At 60.5% G+C, this 15,283-nt stretch carries 15 protein-coding genes and 1 pseudogene; 8 read left to right on the plus strand and 8 right to left on the minus strand.

Annotated features, from left to right (window positions below):
* Window positions 1-4: 4 nt before the first annotated feature.
* From C4K39_RS26930 to dmpG, 7 genes are all read left to right on the plus strand, one after another.
* A complete protein-coding gene (locus C4K39_RS26930) occupies window positions 5-1,369 on the plus strand; it encodes a DUF1329 domain-containing protein (protein ID WP_124347869.1) in 1,365 nt (454 codons plus the stop codon).
* Between the two features lie 183 nt (window positions 1,370-1,552).
* The gene (locus C4K39_RS26935) at window positions 1,553-2,422 is read left to right on the plus strand and encodes an alpha/beta fold hydrolase (RefSeq protein WP_068580586.1); all 870 of its coding nucleotides are present in this window, start codon (window positions 1,553-1,555) and stop codon (window positions 2,420-2,422) included.
* 15 nt (window positions 2,423-2,437) lie between these two features.
* The gene (locus C4K39_RS26940) at window positions 2,438-3,433 is read left to right on the plus strand and encodes a VOC family protein (RefSeq protein ID WP_068580588.1); all 996 of its coding nucleotides are present in this window, start codon (window positions 2,438-2,440) and stop codon (window positions 3,431-3,433) included.
* Complete coding sequence (gene mhpA, locus C4K39_RS26945) at window positions 3,430-5,169, plus strand: bifunctional 3-(3-hydroxy-phenyl)propionate/3-hydroxycinnamic acid hydroxylase MhpA (protein ID WP_068580590.1); 1,740 nt, start codon at window positions 3,430-3,432, stop codon at window positions 5,167-5,169. Before C4K39_RS26940 ends, mhpA begins: the two co-directional genes overlap by 4 nt.
* Window positions 5,166-5,957 carry a 2-keto-4-pentenoate hydratase gene (locus tag C4K39_RS26950; RefSeq protein ID WP_068580593.1) on the plus strand — a complete coding sequence of 264 codons (792 nt, stop codon included), beginning with the start codon at window positions 5,166-5,168 and terminating at the stop codon, window positions 5,955-5,957. Before mhpA ends, C4K39_RS26950 begins: the two co-directional genes overlap by 4 nt.
* A 22-nt stretch (window positions 5,958-5,979) precedes the next feature.
* On the plus strand, window positions 5,980-6,921 hold the full coding sequence (locus C4K39_RS26955) for an acetaldehyde dehydrogenase (acetylating) (protein ID WP_068580594.1): 942 nt from the start codon (window positions 5,980-5,982) through the stop codon (window positions 6,919-6,921).
* An 11-nt stretch (window positions 6,922-6,932) separates the two neighbouring features.
* On the plus strand, window positions 6,933-7,967 hold the full coding sequence (dmpG, locus tag C4K39_RS26960; RefSeq protein WP_124347870.1) for a 4-hydroxy-2-oxovalerate aldolase: 1,035 nt from the start codon (window positions 6,933-6,935) through the stop codon (window positions 7,965-7,967).
* 70 nt (window positions 7,968-8,037) lie between these two features.
* On the opposite strand, the gene C4K39_RS26965 is transcribed toward dmpG, so the two are convergent.
* The 8 genes from C4K39_RS26965 to C4K39_RS27000 all read right to left on the minus strand — a co-directional run bounded on the left by C4K39_RS26965 (window position 8,038) and on the right by C4K39_RS27000 (window position 14,698).
* Window positions 8,038-8,463: a GNAT family N-acetyltransferase gene (locus C4K39_RS26965; protein WP_068580598.1), complete on the minus strand. Its 426-nt coding sequence runs from the start codon at window positions 8,461-8,463 to the stop codon at window positions 8,038-8,040.
* A 364-nt stretch (window positions 8,464-8,827) separates the two neighbouring features.
* Window positions 8,828-10,003, minus strand: a complete 1,176-nt coding sequence (locus C4K39_RS26970) for a PAS domain-containing sensor histidine kinase (RefSeq protein ID WP_068580601.1) — start codon at window positions 10,001-10,003, stop codon at window positions 8,828-8,830.
* Complete coding sequence (locus C4K39_RS26975; RefSeq protein WP_124347871.1) at window positions 9,996-10,808, minus strand: alpha/beta fold hydrolase; 813 nt, start codon at window positions 10,806-10,808, stop codon at window positions 9,996-9,998. Before C4K39_RS26975 ends, C4K39_RS26970 begins: the two co-directional genes overlap by 8 nt.
* A 352-nt stretch (window positions 10,809-11,160) precedes the next feature.
* Window positions 11,161-11,574 carry a hypothetical protein gene (locus C4K39_RS26980; RefSeq protein ID WP_225926523.1) on the minus strand — a complete coding sequence of 138 codons (414 nt, stop codon included), beginning with the start codon at window positions 11,572-11,574 and terminating at the stop codon, window positions 11,161-11,163.
* A 106-nt stretch (window positions 11,575-11,680) separates the two neighbouring features.
* On the minus strand, window positions 11,681-12,340 hold the full coding sequence (locus C4K39_RS26985) for a carbonic anhydrase (protein WP_068580604.1): 660 nt from the start codon (window positions 12,338-12,340) through the stop codon (window positions 11,681-11,683).
* A gap of 322 nt (window positions 12,341-12,662) precedes the next feature.
* The gene (locus tag C4K39_RS26990) at window positions 12,663-13,037 is read right to left on the minus strand and encodes a hypothetical protein (RefSeq protein ID WP_124347872.1); all 375 of its coding nucleotides are present in this window, start codon (window positions 13,035-13,037) and stop codon (window positions 12,663-12,665) included.
* Window positions 13,038-13,504: 467 nt separating this feature from the next.
* Window positions 13,505-13,945, minus strand: a complete 441-nt coding sequence (locus C4K39_RS26995) for a hypothetical protein (protein WP_225926522.1) — start codon at window positions 13,943-13,945, stop codon at window positions 13,505-13,507.
* Window positions 13,946-14,164: 219 nt separating this feature from the next.
* Window positions 14,165-14,698: a hypothetical protein gene (locus C4K39_RS27000; RefSeq protein WP_068580609.1), complete on the minus strand. Its 534-nt coding sequence runs from the start codon at window positions 14,696-14,698 to the stop codon at window positions 14,165-14,167.
* Window positions 14,699-14,935: 237 nt separating this feature from the next.
* Between C4K39_RS27000 and C4K39_RS27005 the strand changes: the two are divergent.
* Window positions 14,936-15,169, plus strand: a pseudogene (locus tag C4K39_RS27005) (phage head morphogenesis protein); the annotation flags it as partial.
* Window positions 15,170-15,283: the final 114 nt, after the last annotated feature.

A 15,283-nucleotide genomic window follows, 5' to 3' on the forward strand; every position in this document is an offset into this window, starting at 1 on the left:
CAAGATGAATAACAAAATACTCTCTGCCTGCTCACTCGCCCTTGCCTGCAGTTTCAGCACCCTCCCCGCCCTGGCGGCGGTCAGTCCCGAGCAGGCTCAACAGCTGGGCTCCAGCCTGACCCCCACTGGTGCGCAAATGCAGGGCAACGCCGATGGCAGCATCCCGGCCTGGACCGGTGGCCTGCCCAAGAGCGCGGGAACCCTCAGCCGCGAAGGCTTCCTCAGCGATCCCTTCGCCAATGAACAGCCGCTGTTCACCATCACCGCGCAGAACATGGCCCAGTACCAGGACAAGCTGAGCCCGGGCCAGCAGGCGATGCTCAAGCGCTATGCCACCTACCGGATACCGGTCTACCCCAGCCATCGCACGGCCAGCCTGCCTGATGCGGTCTACCGGGATGCCAAGGACAATGCGACCAAGACCAGGCTGGTCGAAGGCGGCAACGGCCTGTCCGAGTTCGCCACGTCCATTCCCTTCCCGATCCCGCAGGACGGCCTGCAAGTGCTGTGGAACCACATCACCCGCTACCGCGGCGGCAGCGCCAAGCGCACCCACGTGCAGGCCACCCCCTTGGCCAGCGGCACCTTCGTGCCGGTGTACTTCAAGCAACAGTTCACCTTTCGCGACCGGATCAAGGACTTCAATCCAGCCGATCCGGGCAACGTGCTGTTCTACTACAAGCAGTTGATCACCGCGCCAGCACGCCAGGCCGGGGATGTCGTGCTGGTGCACGAGACCCTGAACCAGGTGAAGGACCCCCGCATGGCCTGGATCTACAACGCCGGACAGCGGCGAGTGCGGCGCGCGCCGCAAATTTCCTACGACGGCCCCTATCCGGCTTCCGAGGGGCAGCGGGTATCCGACAACCTGGACATGTACAACGGCGCACCCGACCGCTACGACTGGAAGCTGGTGGGCAAACGCGAGATCTATATCCCCTACAACAGCTTCAAGCTGGACTCACCGACGCTCAAGTACAGCGACATCGTCCAGGCCGGTCACCTGAACCCGGCCCACACCCGCTATGAGTTGCACCGCGTCTGGCAGGTCGAGGGCACCCTCAAGCAGGGCGAGCGGCATATCTACGCCAAGCGGGTGTTCTTCATTGACGAGGACTCCTGGCAGATCGCCCTGGCCGATCACTACGACTCCCACGGCATGCTGTGGCGCACCGCCGAAGGCCACCTGACTCCGTTGTACGACGTGCAGGTGCCCTGGCTCGGCGTCGAGGTGCTGTACGACCTGATCAATGGCCGCTACATCGTCTCCGGCATGCGCAACGAGGAAAAGGAACCGATCGAATTCGGCTTCTCCTCGCTGTCCTCCGAGTACACCCCGGCGGCCCTGCGCAACGAAGGCATTCGTTGATTCCAGCCTTCTAGGCCCAAGGGGACGCCCCCAGATCCTCGCCGCATGACCAGGCGGCTTGCGCAGGACGCCATGCTCGCGTCCTGCGAAAGATCACCACAACCACCAAATGAACACTTGTGTTCATTTATGAGCAAATATAGATTTAACAGGACAAAACAATCAGGCCTTTCTGGAGAGCACATGAACGACATCGCAGCCATTCCAGGTCTTACATCCCGCCACGTCAGGGTTGGCCGGCGGCAAATCTTCCTCAGCGAGGTGGGCCAGGGCCATCCCCTGCTCATGCTGCACGGCGGCGGAGCGGGCGCCTCCGGAATGTCCAATTACTCGCGCAATATCGAAGCACTGGCCAAGCAGTTTCGCGTGCTGGTGGTAGACATGCCGGGCTACGGGCAATCGACCAAGGGCCTGGACCGCAGCGACTGCTTCGGCGACCTGGCCCAGAGCATGCTCGGCCTGCTCGACGCATTGCAGATCAAATCTGCGCACCTGGCCGGCAACTCCCTCGGCGGCTCCTGCGCCCTGCGCATGGCCCTGGAAGCACCAACCCGGGTCTCGGCCCTGGTGCTGATGGGCCCGGGCGGCATCAACACCACCCGTAGCCTGCCCACCAAGGGGCTGAACCACCTGCTCGACTACTACAACGGCGCGGGCCCGACGCTGGAGAAGATCACCCGCTTCATCCGCGAAGACCTCGTCTACGACAGCAGCCTGGTGACCGACGCCATGATCGCCGAGCGCTATCGCGCCAGCACCGACCCTGAAGTGGTCGCCGCACCGCCCCTGCGCCGCCCTACAGGCCTGAAGGCCGCAGTGCGCATGGACCTGACCCGCGATCCGCGGCTCGACCGTTGCCAGGTCCCGACCCTGGTGCTGTGGGGCACGGAGGACAAGGTCAATCGTCCCAGTGGCGGCCAGACCTTGTGCAAGCGCATGCCCAACTGCGACCTGTACCTGTTCAGCAAGACCGGGCACTGGGTGCAGTGGGAACGCGCCAGCGAATTCAACGCCGTCACCGCCAGCTTCCTCGCCTGCCATACCCCGGCCTGAAGACAAGGAATACCTATGAAACAGGACATCTTCGGCGCCAGCAGCATGGGTTATGCGGTCATCGAGTCGAACCAGCTGGACCGCTGGCAGGCGCTGCTGCAAGGCGGCATCGGCCTGCACCTTGAACATGCGGACAGCCAGCTCCTGGCGTTTCGCATGGACCAGCACCAACGGCGCATCATCGTCCAGCGCGGCCCGGCGGAAGACTTCGCGGCCATCGGCTGGCAACTGAACGACCAGGACACCCTGCACATCGTACTGCAGCGCCTGAGGGCCCGCGGTATCGCCATCCACGAAAGCACTGCGGCCCAGGCGGCAGAACGCGGTGTGGTGCGTTTCTGGCGAGTGCTTGGCCCCAAGCGCATGGCCATCGAGCTGTTCGTCGAGCCACTGACCACCCAGGAGCCCCTGAGCATGCTCAGCGAAGGCTTCATTACCGGTGAGTCCGGCATGGGCCACCTGGCGATCACCAGTCGTCGCGGCAAGGACATGCGCCGCTTCTGGCAGGAAATATTCGATGCCCGGCAGAGCGATAGCGTTGTCGAGCACCTGGCAGGCGTAACGCTGGACATCGAGTTCTTTCGCGTCAACCCGCGCCATCACTCGATCGCCATCGCCCAGGTACGGGGCCTGGCGCTCGACCCGATCCGCACCAAGGCCCAGCACATGAACCTTCTGACCACCTCGGTCGCCGGCCTGACCGATGCCTTCCTGCGTTGCCGCAAGCTGGGCTTCGAGATGGCCCACGAAATCGGCGAGCACCCCAACGACCGCGAGCAGTCGTTCTACGTCCTCACGCCTTCGGGTTTCGAGCTGGAGCTGGGCTGGAACGCCCTGGAAGTCGACGAGGCCGATTGGCAGGTCACCACCTACAAGGGCATCAGCCTGTGGGGCCACAAGCCGCAGAAGCCAGGGACCTGGAACAAGCTGAAGACCAACCTGGGCAATTTCGGCCAAGGCCTGCGCTCCCTGCGCCACGCCGAGTATTCCCCACTGCAGGAACAGCCATGAACACTACTGAAATCTTCGACGTCGTCATCGCTGGCCTCGGTCCAACCGGCGCTACCCTGGCCCATTTGCTCGGCAAGCGCGGCCTCTCGGTGCTGGTGCTGGAGCGTGAGCCGGTGTTCTACGGCAATGCTCGCGCGGTCTACACCGACGATGAGTGCATGCGTGTGATGCAGGCCGCGGGGGTAGCCAAGGACCTGGCCAGCGATATGCAGATCGATACCCCGGCCCAATGGACTTTCCCCGATGGACGCGTGATCGGCCGCTACTGGCAGCTCAAGCGCAGCTTCGGTTGGCCGGTGATCAACTTCCTCTACCAGCCCTGGCTGGAAACCAAGCTCAGCGACCTGCTGGCCAATCACCCGACGGTAAGGGTCGAACGCGGTCGCGAACTGGTGGACTTCAAGCAGGACGGCGCGCTGGTCACCCTCACCCACCAGGCCACCCAGAACTGTCGCTTCGGCGATGGCGACGCCAGCCGTATCGAGCTGGACGTCGACCTGGCACCGGTCACCCTCAAGGCACGCTACCTGGTGGGCGCGGATGGCGGTCGCAGCACCGTGCGCGAACAACTGGGCATTGGCATGGACGGCAAGAACTTCCCCGAGCCCTGGCTGGTGGTCGACCTGGAAATGAAGGAAGGGGAAGATGCGCTGCGCCACATCCCCTACTTCAACTTCATCTGCGACCCCGACTCCCCGGTGGTCAGCTGTCCGCAGCCCGGGCGCTTCCATCGCTTCGAATTCATGCTGATGCCCGGCCAGACCAAGGAGTACATGGAGGACCCGGCCACCGTGCGCAAGCTGCTGAGCCGGTACGTGAACCCGGACCAGTTCGAGGTCAAGCGCAAGCTGGTCTACACCTTCAACGCCCTGGTCGCGCGCGAGTGGCGCAAGGGTCGCGTATTGCTGGCAGGCGATGCCGCGCATATGACCCCGCAGTTCATGGGCCAGGGCATGAGCTCCGGGGTGCGCGACGCCTACAACCTGGCGTGGAAGCTGGAGGCGGTGCTACGCGGCAAGGCTGCCGACAAGCTGCTCGACACCTACGGCAGCGAGCGCTACCACCACGCCAAGGCAATGATCGACATCTCGGTGCGGATGAAGGACTTCGTGTCCATGTCCAATCCATTCAAGACGGCGCTGCGCAACTTTGCAGTCCGGGCACTGAATGTCACACCGGTACTGGGCAAGTGGCTGCGCGAGGGCGGCTTCAAGCCTACCCCGACCTACAAGCCCGGCTCCTACCTGGGGTTGCCCAGGGATGGTTGGCGCGGGGTCGCCGGGAAGCTGATGCCCCAGCCGCAGGTCCGCACCTTCAAGGGCAAGCGCGTGCCCCTCGACGAAATCCTGGGCGAAGGCTTCTCCCTGCTGGGCCTGGAGAACAATCCGCGCGTGGCGCTATCGGCCGAGTCCCAGCAGTTGCTGGCGGCGCTGGATACCCGCTACGTCACGCTCTACCCCTTTGGCGGGCGTCCCCAGGGCATGGACGTGCAGCGCTTCAGTCCGGCCGACTTGACCGAGGTCGAGGAGCCCGATGAGGAACTGGTGCGTTGGTTCAAGCGTGCCGGACACGGTCGTGACCTGGTGGCGGTGGTGCGCCCGGACAAGTTCGTCTTCGCCCTGGTACCCGCCACGCAACTGAACGCCGCACTGGCCGAACTCCGGCGCCAGCTGGGCTGGCAACCGAACCTGGTCAGCGCACAGCCCCCTGTTGCCACCCTGAGGAAAAGCGCATGAGCCACGACACCTTGAACAACCTCGACCAGGCGGCCGCGACATTGTCCCAGGCGCGACAACGGCGCGAGCCCTGCCAACCCATCTCGCAGAGCTTGGGCATCACCACCCTGGCCGAGGCCTACGCGGTGCAGGAAATCAACACCCGGCGCGCCCTGGGCCAGGGCCGGCGACTGGTCGGACGCAAGATCGGCTTGACCTCCACCGCGGTGCAACAGCAGTTGGGCGTCGATCAGCCGGACTTCGGCATGCTGTTCGCCGACATGGAGATCAGCGACGGCGCGGGCATCGACTGCCGCCAACTGATCCAGCCCAAGGCCGAAGGGGAAATCGCCTTCGTCCTCGGGCGCGACCTGCCCCATGCCGACACCACGCTGGCCGAGTTGATGAACGCTGTGGAGTACCTGCTGCCGGCCATCGAGATCGTCGATTCCGCCATCGTCGATTGGCGGATCACCCTGGCCGACACCGTGGCGGACAACGCCTCATCCGCCCTCTACGTACTGGGCAAGCAAGCCACCCGACTGTCGGCGCTGGACCTGCGCCTGGAAGGCATGTTGCTGGAGAAGAATCGCAGCCAGGCCGCCATTGGGGTCGGCGCCGCTTGCCTGGGCAATCCACTGGATGCCTGCCTGTGGTTGGCCCGCACCATGGCCGAGTCCGGCCGTCCATTGCTGGCCGGCGATGTGCTGCTCTCGGGTGCGCTAGGCCCCATGACCCCAGTCGTCCCGGGCGATCACCTGCATCTGCGCCTGACTCGCCTGGGCGAAGTCGGCTGCCATTTCTACTGAGCCGCACGCCTGGAGAATCAGAATGACTACCAAGAAACTCAAAGTCGCCATCGTCGGTTCCGGCAATATCGGCACCGACCTGATGATCAAGCTGATGCGTAATGCACAACACCTGGAAATGGCCGCCATGGTCGGCATCGACCCGGCCTCCGACGGCCTGGCCCGTGCCCAGCGGCTGGGGGTGGCCACGACCCATGGGGGCATCGAGGGGCTGAGCCGCCTGCCGGTGTTCAACGAGATCGACTTCGTTTTCGATGCCACCAGCGCCAGCGCCCATGTGCGCAATGCCGGTTTTCTGCGTGGGCTCAAGCCAGGCATCCGCCTGATCGACCTGACCCCTGCAGCCATCGGCCCGTACTGCGTGCCGGTGGTCAACCTGGAGCAGCACTTGCAGGCGACCAACGTCAACATGGTCACCTGCGGCGGCCAGGCCACCATCCCGATGGTCGCGGCGGTGTCGCGAGTCGCCAAGGTGCATTACGCCGAGATCATCGCCTCCATCGCCAGCAAATCCGCAGGCCCCGGTACCCGCGCCAATATCGACGAGTTCACCGAAACCACCAGCAAGGCCATCGAGGAGATCGGCGGCGCAGCCAAGGGCAAGGCGATCATCATCATGAACCCCGCCGAACCTCCGATGGTGATGCGCGATACGGTGTTCGTGCTGTCCGAGGTAGCCGACCAAACCCGCATCGAAGCCAGCATCGAGCAGATGGCCGCCGCCGTGCAGGCCTACGTGCCCGGCTACCGGCTCAAGCAGAGGGTGCAGTTCGACCTCATCGCGCCATCCGCCCCACTGAACATTCCCGGCCATGGCCAGTTCAGTGGGCTCAAGACCTCGGTGTTCCTCGAAGTCGAAGGCGCTGCCCATTATCTGCCGGCCTATGCCGGCAACCTCGACATCATGACCTCCGCCGCGCTGGCCACGGCCGAGCGCATGGCCCAATCGATGCTCAACGGCTGAGGAACGAGTACATGACTTTCGATCCAGGCAAGAAGCTCTACATCTCCGACGTCACCCTGCGCGACGGCAGCCATGCGATACGCCACCAGTACTCCCTGGACTCGGTGCGGGCCATTGCCCGGGCCCTGGACCGGGCCAGGGTGGACTCCATCGAAGTGGCCCATGGCGACGGCCTGCAGGGCTCGTCCTTCAACTATGGCTTCGGCCGCCACGGCGATCTCGAATACATCGAGGCCGTGGCCGGCGAGCTGCGCCACGCCAAGATCGCCACGTTGTTGCTGCCCGGCATCGGCACCGTCCACGACTTGAAGAACGCCTATGAGGCTGGTGCACGGATCGTCCGCGTGGCCACCCACTGCACCGAGGCGGATGTATCCAGGCAGCACCTCGAATATGCCCGGGAGCTGGGCATGGAGGCCGTGGGTTTTCTGATGATGAGCCATATGCAGACACCCGAAGGGTTGGCGCAACAGGCCAAGCTGATGGAGAGCTACGGCGCGCAATGCATCTACATGGCCGACTCCGGCGGCGCGATGAACATGAACGATATCCGCGAGCGCATGCGGGCATTCAAGGCAGTCCTGGACCCACGAACCCAGACCGGCATGCATGCCCACCACAACCTCAGCCTCGGGGTGGCCAACTCCATGGCCGCAGTGGAAGAAGGCTGCGATCGCATCGACGCCAGCCTCGCCGGCATGGGCGCGGGCGCGGGCAACGCGCCGTTGGAAGTCTTCATCGCCGCGGCCGAGCGCGCGGGCTGGAATCACGGCACCGATCTCTACACCCTGATGGACGCGGCCGACGACATCGTCCGCCCCTTGCAGGATCGCCCGGTGCGGGTCGACCGCGAAACCCTCGGCCTTGGATATGCCGGCGTGTACTCAAGCTTCCTGCGCCATGCGGAAATGGCCGCTGGCAAATACGGCCTCAAGACCCTCGACATCCTGGTGGAGCTGGGCAAGCGGCGCATGGTCGGCGGCCAGGAAGACATGATCGTCGACGTCGCCCTGGATCTGCTCAAGCTCGAGGTGCTGCCCACCTGAGACAGGGATCGCCCGATACCCGCTGCTCAAGCGCTCGAGTGTCGGGCGCCCCTGGCTACCCAGCCAAGGGTCAGTCCAGGCGTTTGTGCAGGAACAGGCGCTGATGGCCAGGAGGGAAACCATCGAGCTGGCCAAACTGGCTAAAGCCATGTTGCGCGTAGAAAGCCGGCGCCTGGAAATCGAAGGTATCGAGCCAGATCCCGACACAGCCCTTCTCCCGGGCCAGGTCTTCGGCCATGTGCAGCAGGCGCGAGCCGGTGCCTTGTCCCCTGGTCTGCTCGGGGATCGCCAGCAACTCGATGTACAACCAGCGATAGAAGATCTCCGCCGACAGCCCACCGAGGATTTCGCCGGTCTGCTCGTCACGCACCAGCAGCGCGATCGCCTCGGTCTTCGGGTCGCCCGCCTTGGCGCGGTTGTGGGCGCGCAAGGGCTTGAGGATCGCAGCGCGCTCCGCCTCTCCCGGATCGACCATCATCTCTATACGAATCGCCATCGCTTGTCCTTTTGGATGCTCATATTGATTGGGACAGATACCGGCTAACGCTCGATCTCGGGTCGGACGCTGGCCTGCCATGGGCTCGGCGAGTCTAGCATCCCCCAACACCAGCACCTGAAGCCCTGCTTGACGCCAGGCAGCCTCGACCGCGACCGCCGAATCAGGCTACTGCCGGCCTTTCAATCAAGCTTGCCCGATAGCGTCCTTGGCGGCGCCTGTCGCTGAGGGGACGGCTCATCGCCGCATGATCCGCGGATCGCATGCAAAAGAATGCGCTTGCCCGAATCCCGGGCAATAAAAACCCCGTAGGCATCGATCCACGGGGTTCTTGAGAATGCGGCCAAGGCATCCGACAGAGCTCTCAGTCCAACCCAACGTCCGCAGGCAGATGGATAGAGAACGTGGTGCCATAAACCGGGCTCGACGTCACCGAGACCCTGCCCTCATGGGCCTCGACAATCTGCCGGACGATGAACAGGCCCAGCCCCACCGAACGCAGCGAATCTTGTTGCTCGCTGGCACGCACCATCGGCTCGAACAAGGTCGCAAGCAAGTCCTCGGCGATCGCCGACCCATGGTTGTGCACGGTGATGATCGCACCCTGCTCCGACAGATCGGTGGTCAACGTGATCGGGAAGCCCAGGTCGCCGTAGGCCACGCTGTTCGCCACCAGGTTACCGATCATCTGCTGCAGGCGGTCCTGGTCCAGGGTGAACGCCCCGCTGCCCCGCGAAAGGTGGCGTATATCGGCATTGCCGAAGGCCACCCGCAGTTCACTCAAGCTTTGTTCCACCGCTTGCACCACGTCGACCGGGTGGCGGCGGATGCTGATGCCCTGGCCAATCCTCACCGAGGCGAAGTCGAGCAGATCGACGATCATGCGCTGCGCACGCTCGGCGGACTGGCTGATGCTGCTCAACAAGCGATGCGCCTTGTCGGTACGCGCATCACGTTCGAGCAACTGCGTGGCCATCTTGATGGCCGTCATCGGGGTTTTCAGGTCATGGCTGGCGATAGCGACCATCCGCTCGGCGAATGCTGCGCGGCGCTGGCTGCTTTCATAGGCCGCCGCGAGTTCCGCCTTGGCCTGCTGCAGCGCGGTCTCGGCGCTGATCTTCTGGGCCAGGAGTTCTTCGGCACGCTGGCGCGCCGCAAGCACTTCGCGCTCGTAGCGGTCACGCTCGGTCGTGCCGAACAAGGCAAGCTGGTAGCGGACACCCTCGGCGGTTTCACGCCTCACACCATTGAGCAGCACCGAAATGACGTGTCCATCGCGGTGCACAAGCTCGAGTTTCACCTCGGCGACCGAGCCCTGCATCTTCATCAACGGGATCCAGTGGGTGCGCTGGAACAACCGGCCGCTGACCGTCAGCAACTGCTCAAAGGGACGCTCATCCAGGCTGGCCCGATCATAGCCCAGCCAATTGCAGAGGGTCTGGTTACAGCGCAACAGGGTGCCATCTTCGGCGATGACCACCAGCCCGCAGGGAGCCTCCTCGAATAACGACGCGGTACAGAGCAGTAGCGAGTCATCCATGGCCAAATTCACATTGGGTGAAGAAGGTATCCATGACTGCGGAACAGGCGCTGGGGGCGCTCAACTGCGGATAATGGCCGATATTGTCGATCACGCTCAGCTGGCTATTGGGGAGCACGCGATGCAGGTACTCGCCCACGGCAACCGGCACAACCGGGTCGTCGCAACATTGCACGATGAGCGCTGGAGTCTGCAGGCCGGCGATATCCTGGCGGTGGTCGGACAGAAAGATGATCCGCGCGAACTGCCTGGCAATCTGCGCATCGGTGCGCCGAAAGCTGTTGATCAACTCTTCGCCAAGCGCCGGTTGCCCCGGGGCGCCCATCAGCACCGGGGCCATGGTGCTGGACCAGCCCAGGTAATTGTCGTCGAGGGTATCGAGCAATGAATGGATCTCATCTGGCGAAAAACCGCCGATGTAAGAAGCAGCATCGATGTAGCAAGGCGAGGCGCCGATCATCGCATGGGCGGCGATCCGTCCCGGAAGCTGGAGATCCGCCAAGGCGCCGATCATCGCTCCTGCCGAATGGCCAGCCAGGATCACCGGCCCTTCGGCGTATTCATCGATCAGCTCATTGAGATCCGCGGCGTAGCCCCAGAGCGACGCATATTTATCCCGGTCATAGCTGCCCAGATCGGATTGGCCGGCCCCGACCAGGTCGTAGGTGATCACCCGAAAACGCTTGATGAAATGGGGCAGGAGGAATTTCCACATCGACTGGTCGCAGCCGAATCCATGGGAAAGGATCAAGGTTTCACTGCCGCCGCCAGCCATGTGGACGTTGTTGCGTTTTTGCAGGGTCATACCTATCCCATTGTTGTGCAGCAAAATGCTTGGCAGCGGCCATTGGTTGAGCTGCCAATTCAGAATAGTAGCAATTTGACGCAATCGACCTTGCATTTGACGCTAGTTTTTTCGTTCTTGTAGCCATTTTGCTTCAGCAGTGCATCATGGCCAGCCCGCCAACATACGCGAAACGGCCGCTCGGCGCTCGACTGGCTAAATGGTCTGCATAACGTGCTGACCGTCCCGGAGGAAGCCAAGTGCTTGCCAAGCCGTGATGGGCCGACAGCTCATTGTTCCAGACCAGAAAGCACCCGCCCTCACCCCGTACAACATGTCCAAACGGCGGGGGCCAGATTCTGTCGATATCAGCTTAGGGTTTCGCGTCATCCGAGGTGCATGGCTTCAAGCGGTTGGTATCCGTACCACCGTCTTCGCCTCTATCGATGTCGCCGTTCGCATTGAGGTAAATATGCGTCGTCGGCCATTGGGGCGTGATATTGACGCAATGATTGCCGGTTCTTTTTCCCCACCAGTACAACTCCATGAAAAAGCCTTCATTTGGAAATATGTGGCCGAAATCCATTGAAGTCTCGCCGGGATACAGCCCCCCGCGCCCGCTCCTGTAGATTCGGTGTTGCGTATTCCAGACGATGCCGAGATTTTCTGTGGCTTGGGTTGAATAGTGAACCGTTACAGTCGGAGTTGCGACATACCAGAACGCAAACGGCGAGATCATCAACAGAGAGAGGACGGCCACATTTCGCCAGCGTCTAATGGCTTTCACATTTGTACTCACGGATGCCATCTGGCCATTTCGCTGGTACCACCACCAACACGTTGCCCATCATCATTCTGGAAGCAGCGCAGCCACCGTTATTGGCTAGTCGCTACTACATCTGCCTGGCGTTTCGCGCAGAGATGGCAACAGTGGTCGGCGAATCAGCAAGTGGTACGAACTTTCGCGTCGCACCATCAAGCGCATCGATGCCTCCCGCTTCGATGTCGTAGACCCAGCCGTGCAAATTCATGCGTCCCTGCTCGAGCGCCAGTGCCACGGATGGATGCGTACGCAGGTTCGCCAGTTGCGCGATCACGTTCTCACGCACCAGGCCGTCGAGCTTCGCACGCGGCGTGTCGAATTCATGGGCCGCGTTGATCGCTTTTGCGGCGTCCGCATGGCGTAGCCAGTTGGCGACCGCCGGGAGATGGTCCAGGCACGTGCAGCGTGAAATCGCACCCATCGCTCCGCAGTCCGAGTGTCCGCAAATCACGATGTCCTGTACGCCAAGCACGGCGACTGCATATTCGACAGTGGCCGAAACGCCGCCCGGCTCGGGACCGTAGGACGGCACGATGTTGCCGGCGTTGCGAATAACGAATAGTTCGCCCGGCTCACGCTGCGTCAGGAGCTCAGGTACAACACGACTGTCCGAGCAGGTGACGAACAACGCCTTGGGGTTCTGTGTCGTCGCGAGCTGCTTGAAAAGCTCGATGCGTTGCGGATAAACCTCGCGCTGGAAGCGCAGAAAGCCGTCGATAATGTCACGCATGGAGTTCTCCAAACCCTAATACCAGATGTTGGCGCAAAGCACTCGATAGGCCATCGCGCCGCAGTGCTTGTCATTATTGCAGACGTCGCACGCTGGCTGTAGATGGACATCGAGACATAATCATCGCGGCAGATAGGGATAAAACAATGCCGAACAAGAGCATCGCACACGCAAAATGCTGCCGACCCAATACCCTCACATTGCCTGGACGGCCGCCTGAACAGAAACTTCTGCAGGAATGATCACACCGAACTTCACCGCATACAGGATCAAATCCTCGGCGCTCGCATAGCTTCAGGTTTCGGGATTACCCTGGCCCACTTCAAGGACTAACGTCATGTTCGGGGCTCCACATAGCCAAACCAGTAGAGCCGCGCACCTTGAGACCTATTCGCGACATGCGATACATCGCTTGCTCGAACAAATCATCCTCCACCGAATGCGTACACTCTTCGATAACGGCGAAAGCGTCCGGCGTACCAATCGCTCGCAATGCCCAGAGGCATTTTTTATAGAAGCTGCCGTAGTTATCGTAGTCGAGGTACTCAAGATCAGGCTTGAGCAATATGGCCTGGCGGAGAAAGGGAATGCTGTCGGGATTCGCGGCCTGTTGAAGGGACCAGATAATCTCCTCGTGGTCCATGTGATCTGTTTCAAGAAGGCGCTCGCACTCCTCACGTACTTCTACTGCATCCATGTTGTTTGTTACCCATCTAGCGGTCGATCAAATGTGCCGCATTTTGAGAAACATCCTGAGGATGGGCAAGCGAATAAAAACCCTACCCAACTGTAAAGCTCTGGTACGCCAGCATTTTCTACAGCCAATGAAAAAACCCCGTAGACGTTGATCTACGGGGTTTCAAAGGTGGAGGCCGAGGTCGGAGTCGAACTGAGGTAGGCGAATTTGAAATCCAGATAAAAATTCTATTTTTCAATCAGTTAACGATAGACCAGTTCCGCAGGTGTGAATCTTCAGGAAGGCTGGAACCCACGGTCTATGCGGAGCAGGACTTTGATGGCGGAACTGGTTTCTTAGGGGGGGCTAATGCGCAAAGAAGGTCAGTCATGAGCGGCGGCCTTCGGCCAGGATCGGTCACTGCATAAACTCGGCGCTCGCGAATCGGCAAACCGGAACACCTGCGGTGTCCACGCTCTTGAAAAAACTCAGTTGTCCAAGCACTTTAACAACAGGGCCAACACCCAGTCCTCCTGCAAGGCCAATGCCGCGCTGATGTCCTCGCATCTTCCATTCAGAGACAGCAGGTCGCCAGCCAGCACTTCTCCACTGGACATGCACATATCCAAAGTAATACTAAAAACCCCGTTACCTACCTGCTGGCTCTCAAAAACAAGCTCAACCTCTTTAGGGAAGATCGTCACGTAGACGAAGAGTATTTCATTCGCGTATGTGTAGTGGCCATGATTTCTTTTGAGCAAACCACTCTGGCATTTCGAAGCCTTTTCATAAACGTTATCTAGAAATCTTTGAAGGATAAACAAAAGCTCCGGCTTTTCAGTGCTCATTGGGTTCCCTTGCGAGCCATAGACTTCAACACGCCATTCTAACCAACATCGACGGTGTCCGAGCTGCGTGATGATGCGCACCGGCGGCAACCTGCGGTGTCATTAACATCGGTGATGAGTAGTTGTTCTTAGCTATTTGTTTGCCTGTCTAGGGACGGATGACCTCTGGTCATTACTCAACGCCGCCCATCGTCGGACAGGTCGCCCGCAACTGGCCAACAACAGCACTCAATTTCATTAGGGGTAAGCTCCGGAAATAAAAAAGCCCCGTTTGTGCGAGGCTCTTTAAAACATTTATCTTCATCCTGAAGAATCTGAAACCTCTCCTGGAGCTTTTTCAGGATTGCTCACAGATTGAACGTCAACCGCCTGCGACGTTTTTGGAGTCTGTAAGAGCTTCTTTTCTTCCGGTTGCTGGGCGCTCTCTTGGGAATTTTTGGAATCTACCCGGTATGAAACCAGTGCCATTAAAACCTTCATTGACTCCAGTCCTGCCATCCCACCGGCCAACTCAACAGGCTGCGCATTAACATCTGGCGACTCCCGTTGTTGCTGTAAGCGCTCCTTAGCCTCCAACTGCCGAACGCTCTCGCGGTAAGCCTTGTAATCAAGCGCATAAGGTGCCGACATCATACAAACCTGCGTAGCTGCCAGACCCGCAACCCCGCCCGCCAACAGATTGGCCCAAAAGACAGGAATACGGCCACGAAAACGAATGACTAGCATTGTGACCAGAGCCCCAACCCAGACAAATAGCAGAAATGGAATAGAAGCTATTACAAGTGACTCCCCCCAGACCTCCCAATTGAACAAGACCCACAACGTCTGTAACACCGATAAATCTCCAGAATCTAAACACCACAGAAACCCAGGGTCCTCTGGATTCCCTTTTCAACCGAGCAGAAAATCTCAGTAGACACTCATCTCATAGGGTACATACAAAGTTTGATCTTGTTGAAATAGAAGGCCATTTCAAATGACTTTTGCTTTGATAAGGTCCACGCAAGGGATGAGTTTTTCAGCGCAGCCTCAGACGACTCCAGGTCAGGCTGCAAAGTACGCATGGCCAACTACAACGACTGCATCCTGGCCACAACCAACCGCAACGCTGGCGCCATTGTGCGGACGGCAGTTCAGTACGTCGCCATCCAGGCGCGCATGGAGACGCTGAAAGAGAACTCCAATGTTGTCCAGGCCGTGGAGTGGGTCAGCACGCTGAATTCGAAGACAACGCCTCAGCGCCGAACGCTCGACAAGCATCGGTTCAAGCTCACTGAAGGGCCGAGGCCGCCGATTACCGTTGACCCTTTTACAGATGAAGGTTCTTAAGCCTTTGGCATTCGAAAAGCGGGTATTCCACTGTAACTATTTGTTTTTTATGAATTTAAAAAATATTGAATAGCCTATCTCCACTTGAAA

Origin of the sequence: Pseudomonas sessilinigenes, assembly GCF_003850565.1 — a bacterium.
Lineage (GTDB): Bacteria > Pseudomonadota > Gammaproteobacteria > Pseudomonadales > Pseudomonadaceae > Aquipseudomonas > Aquipseudomonas sessilinigenes.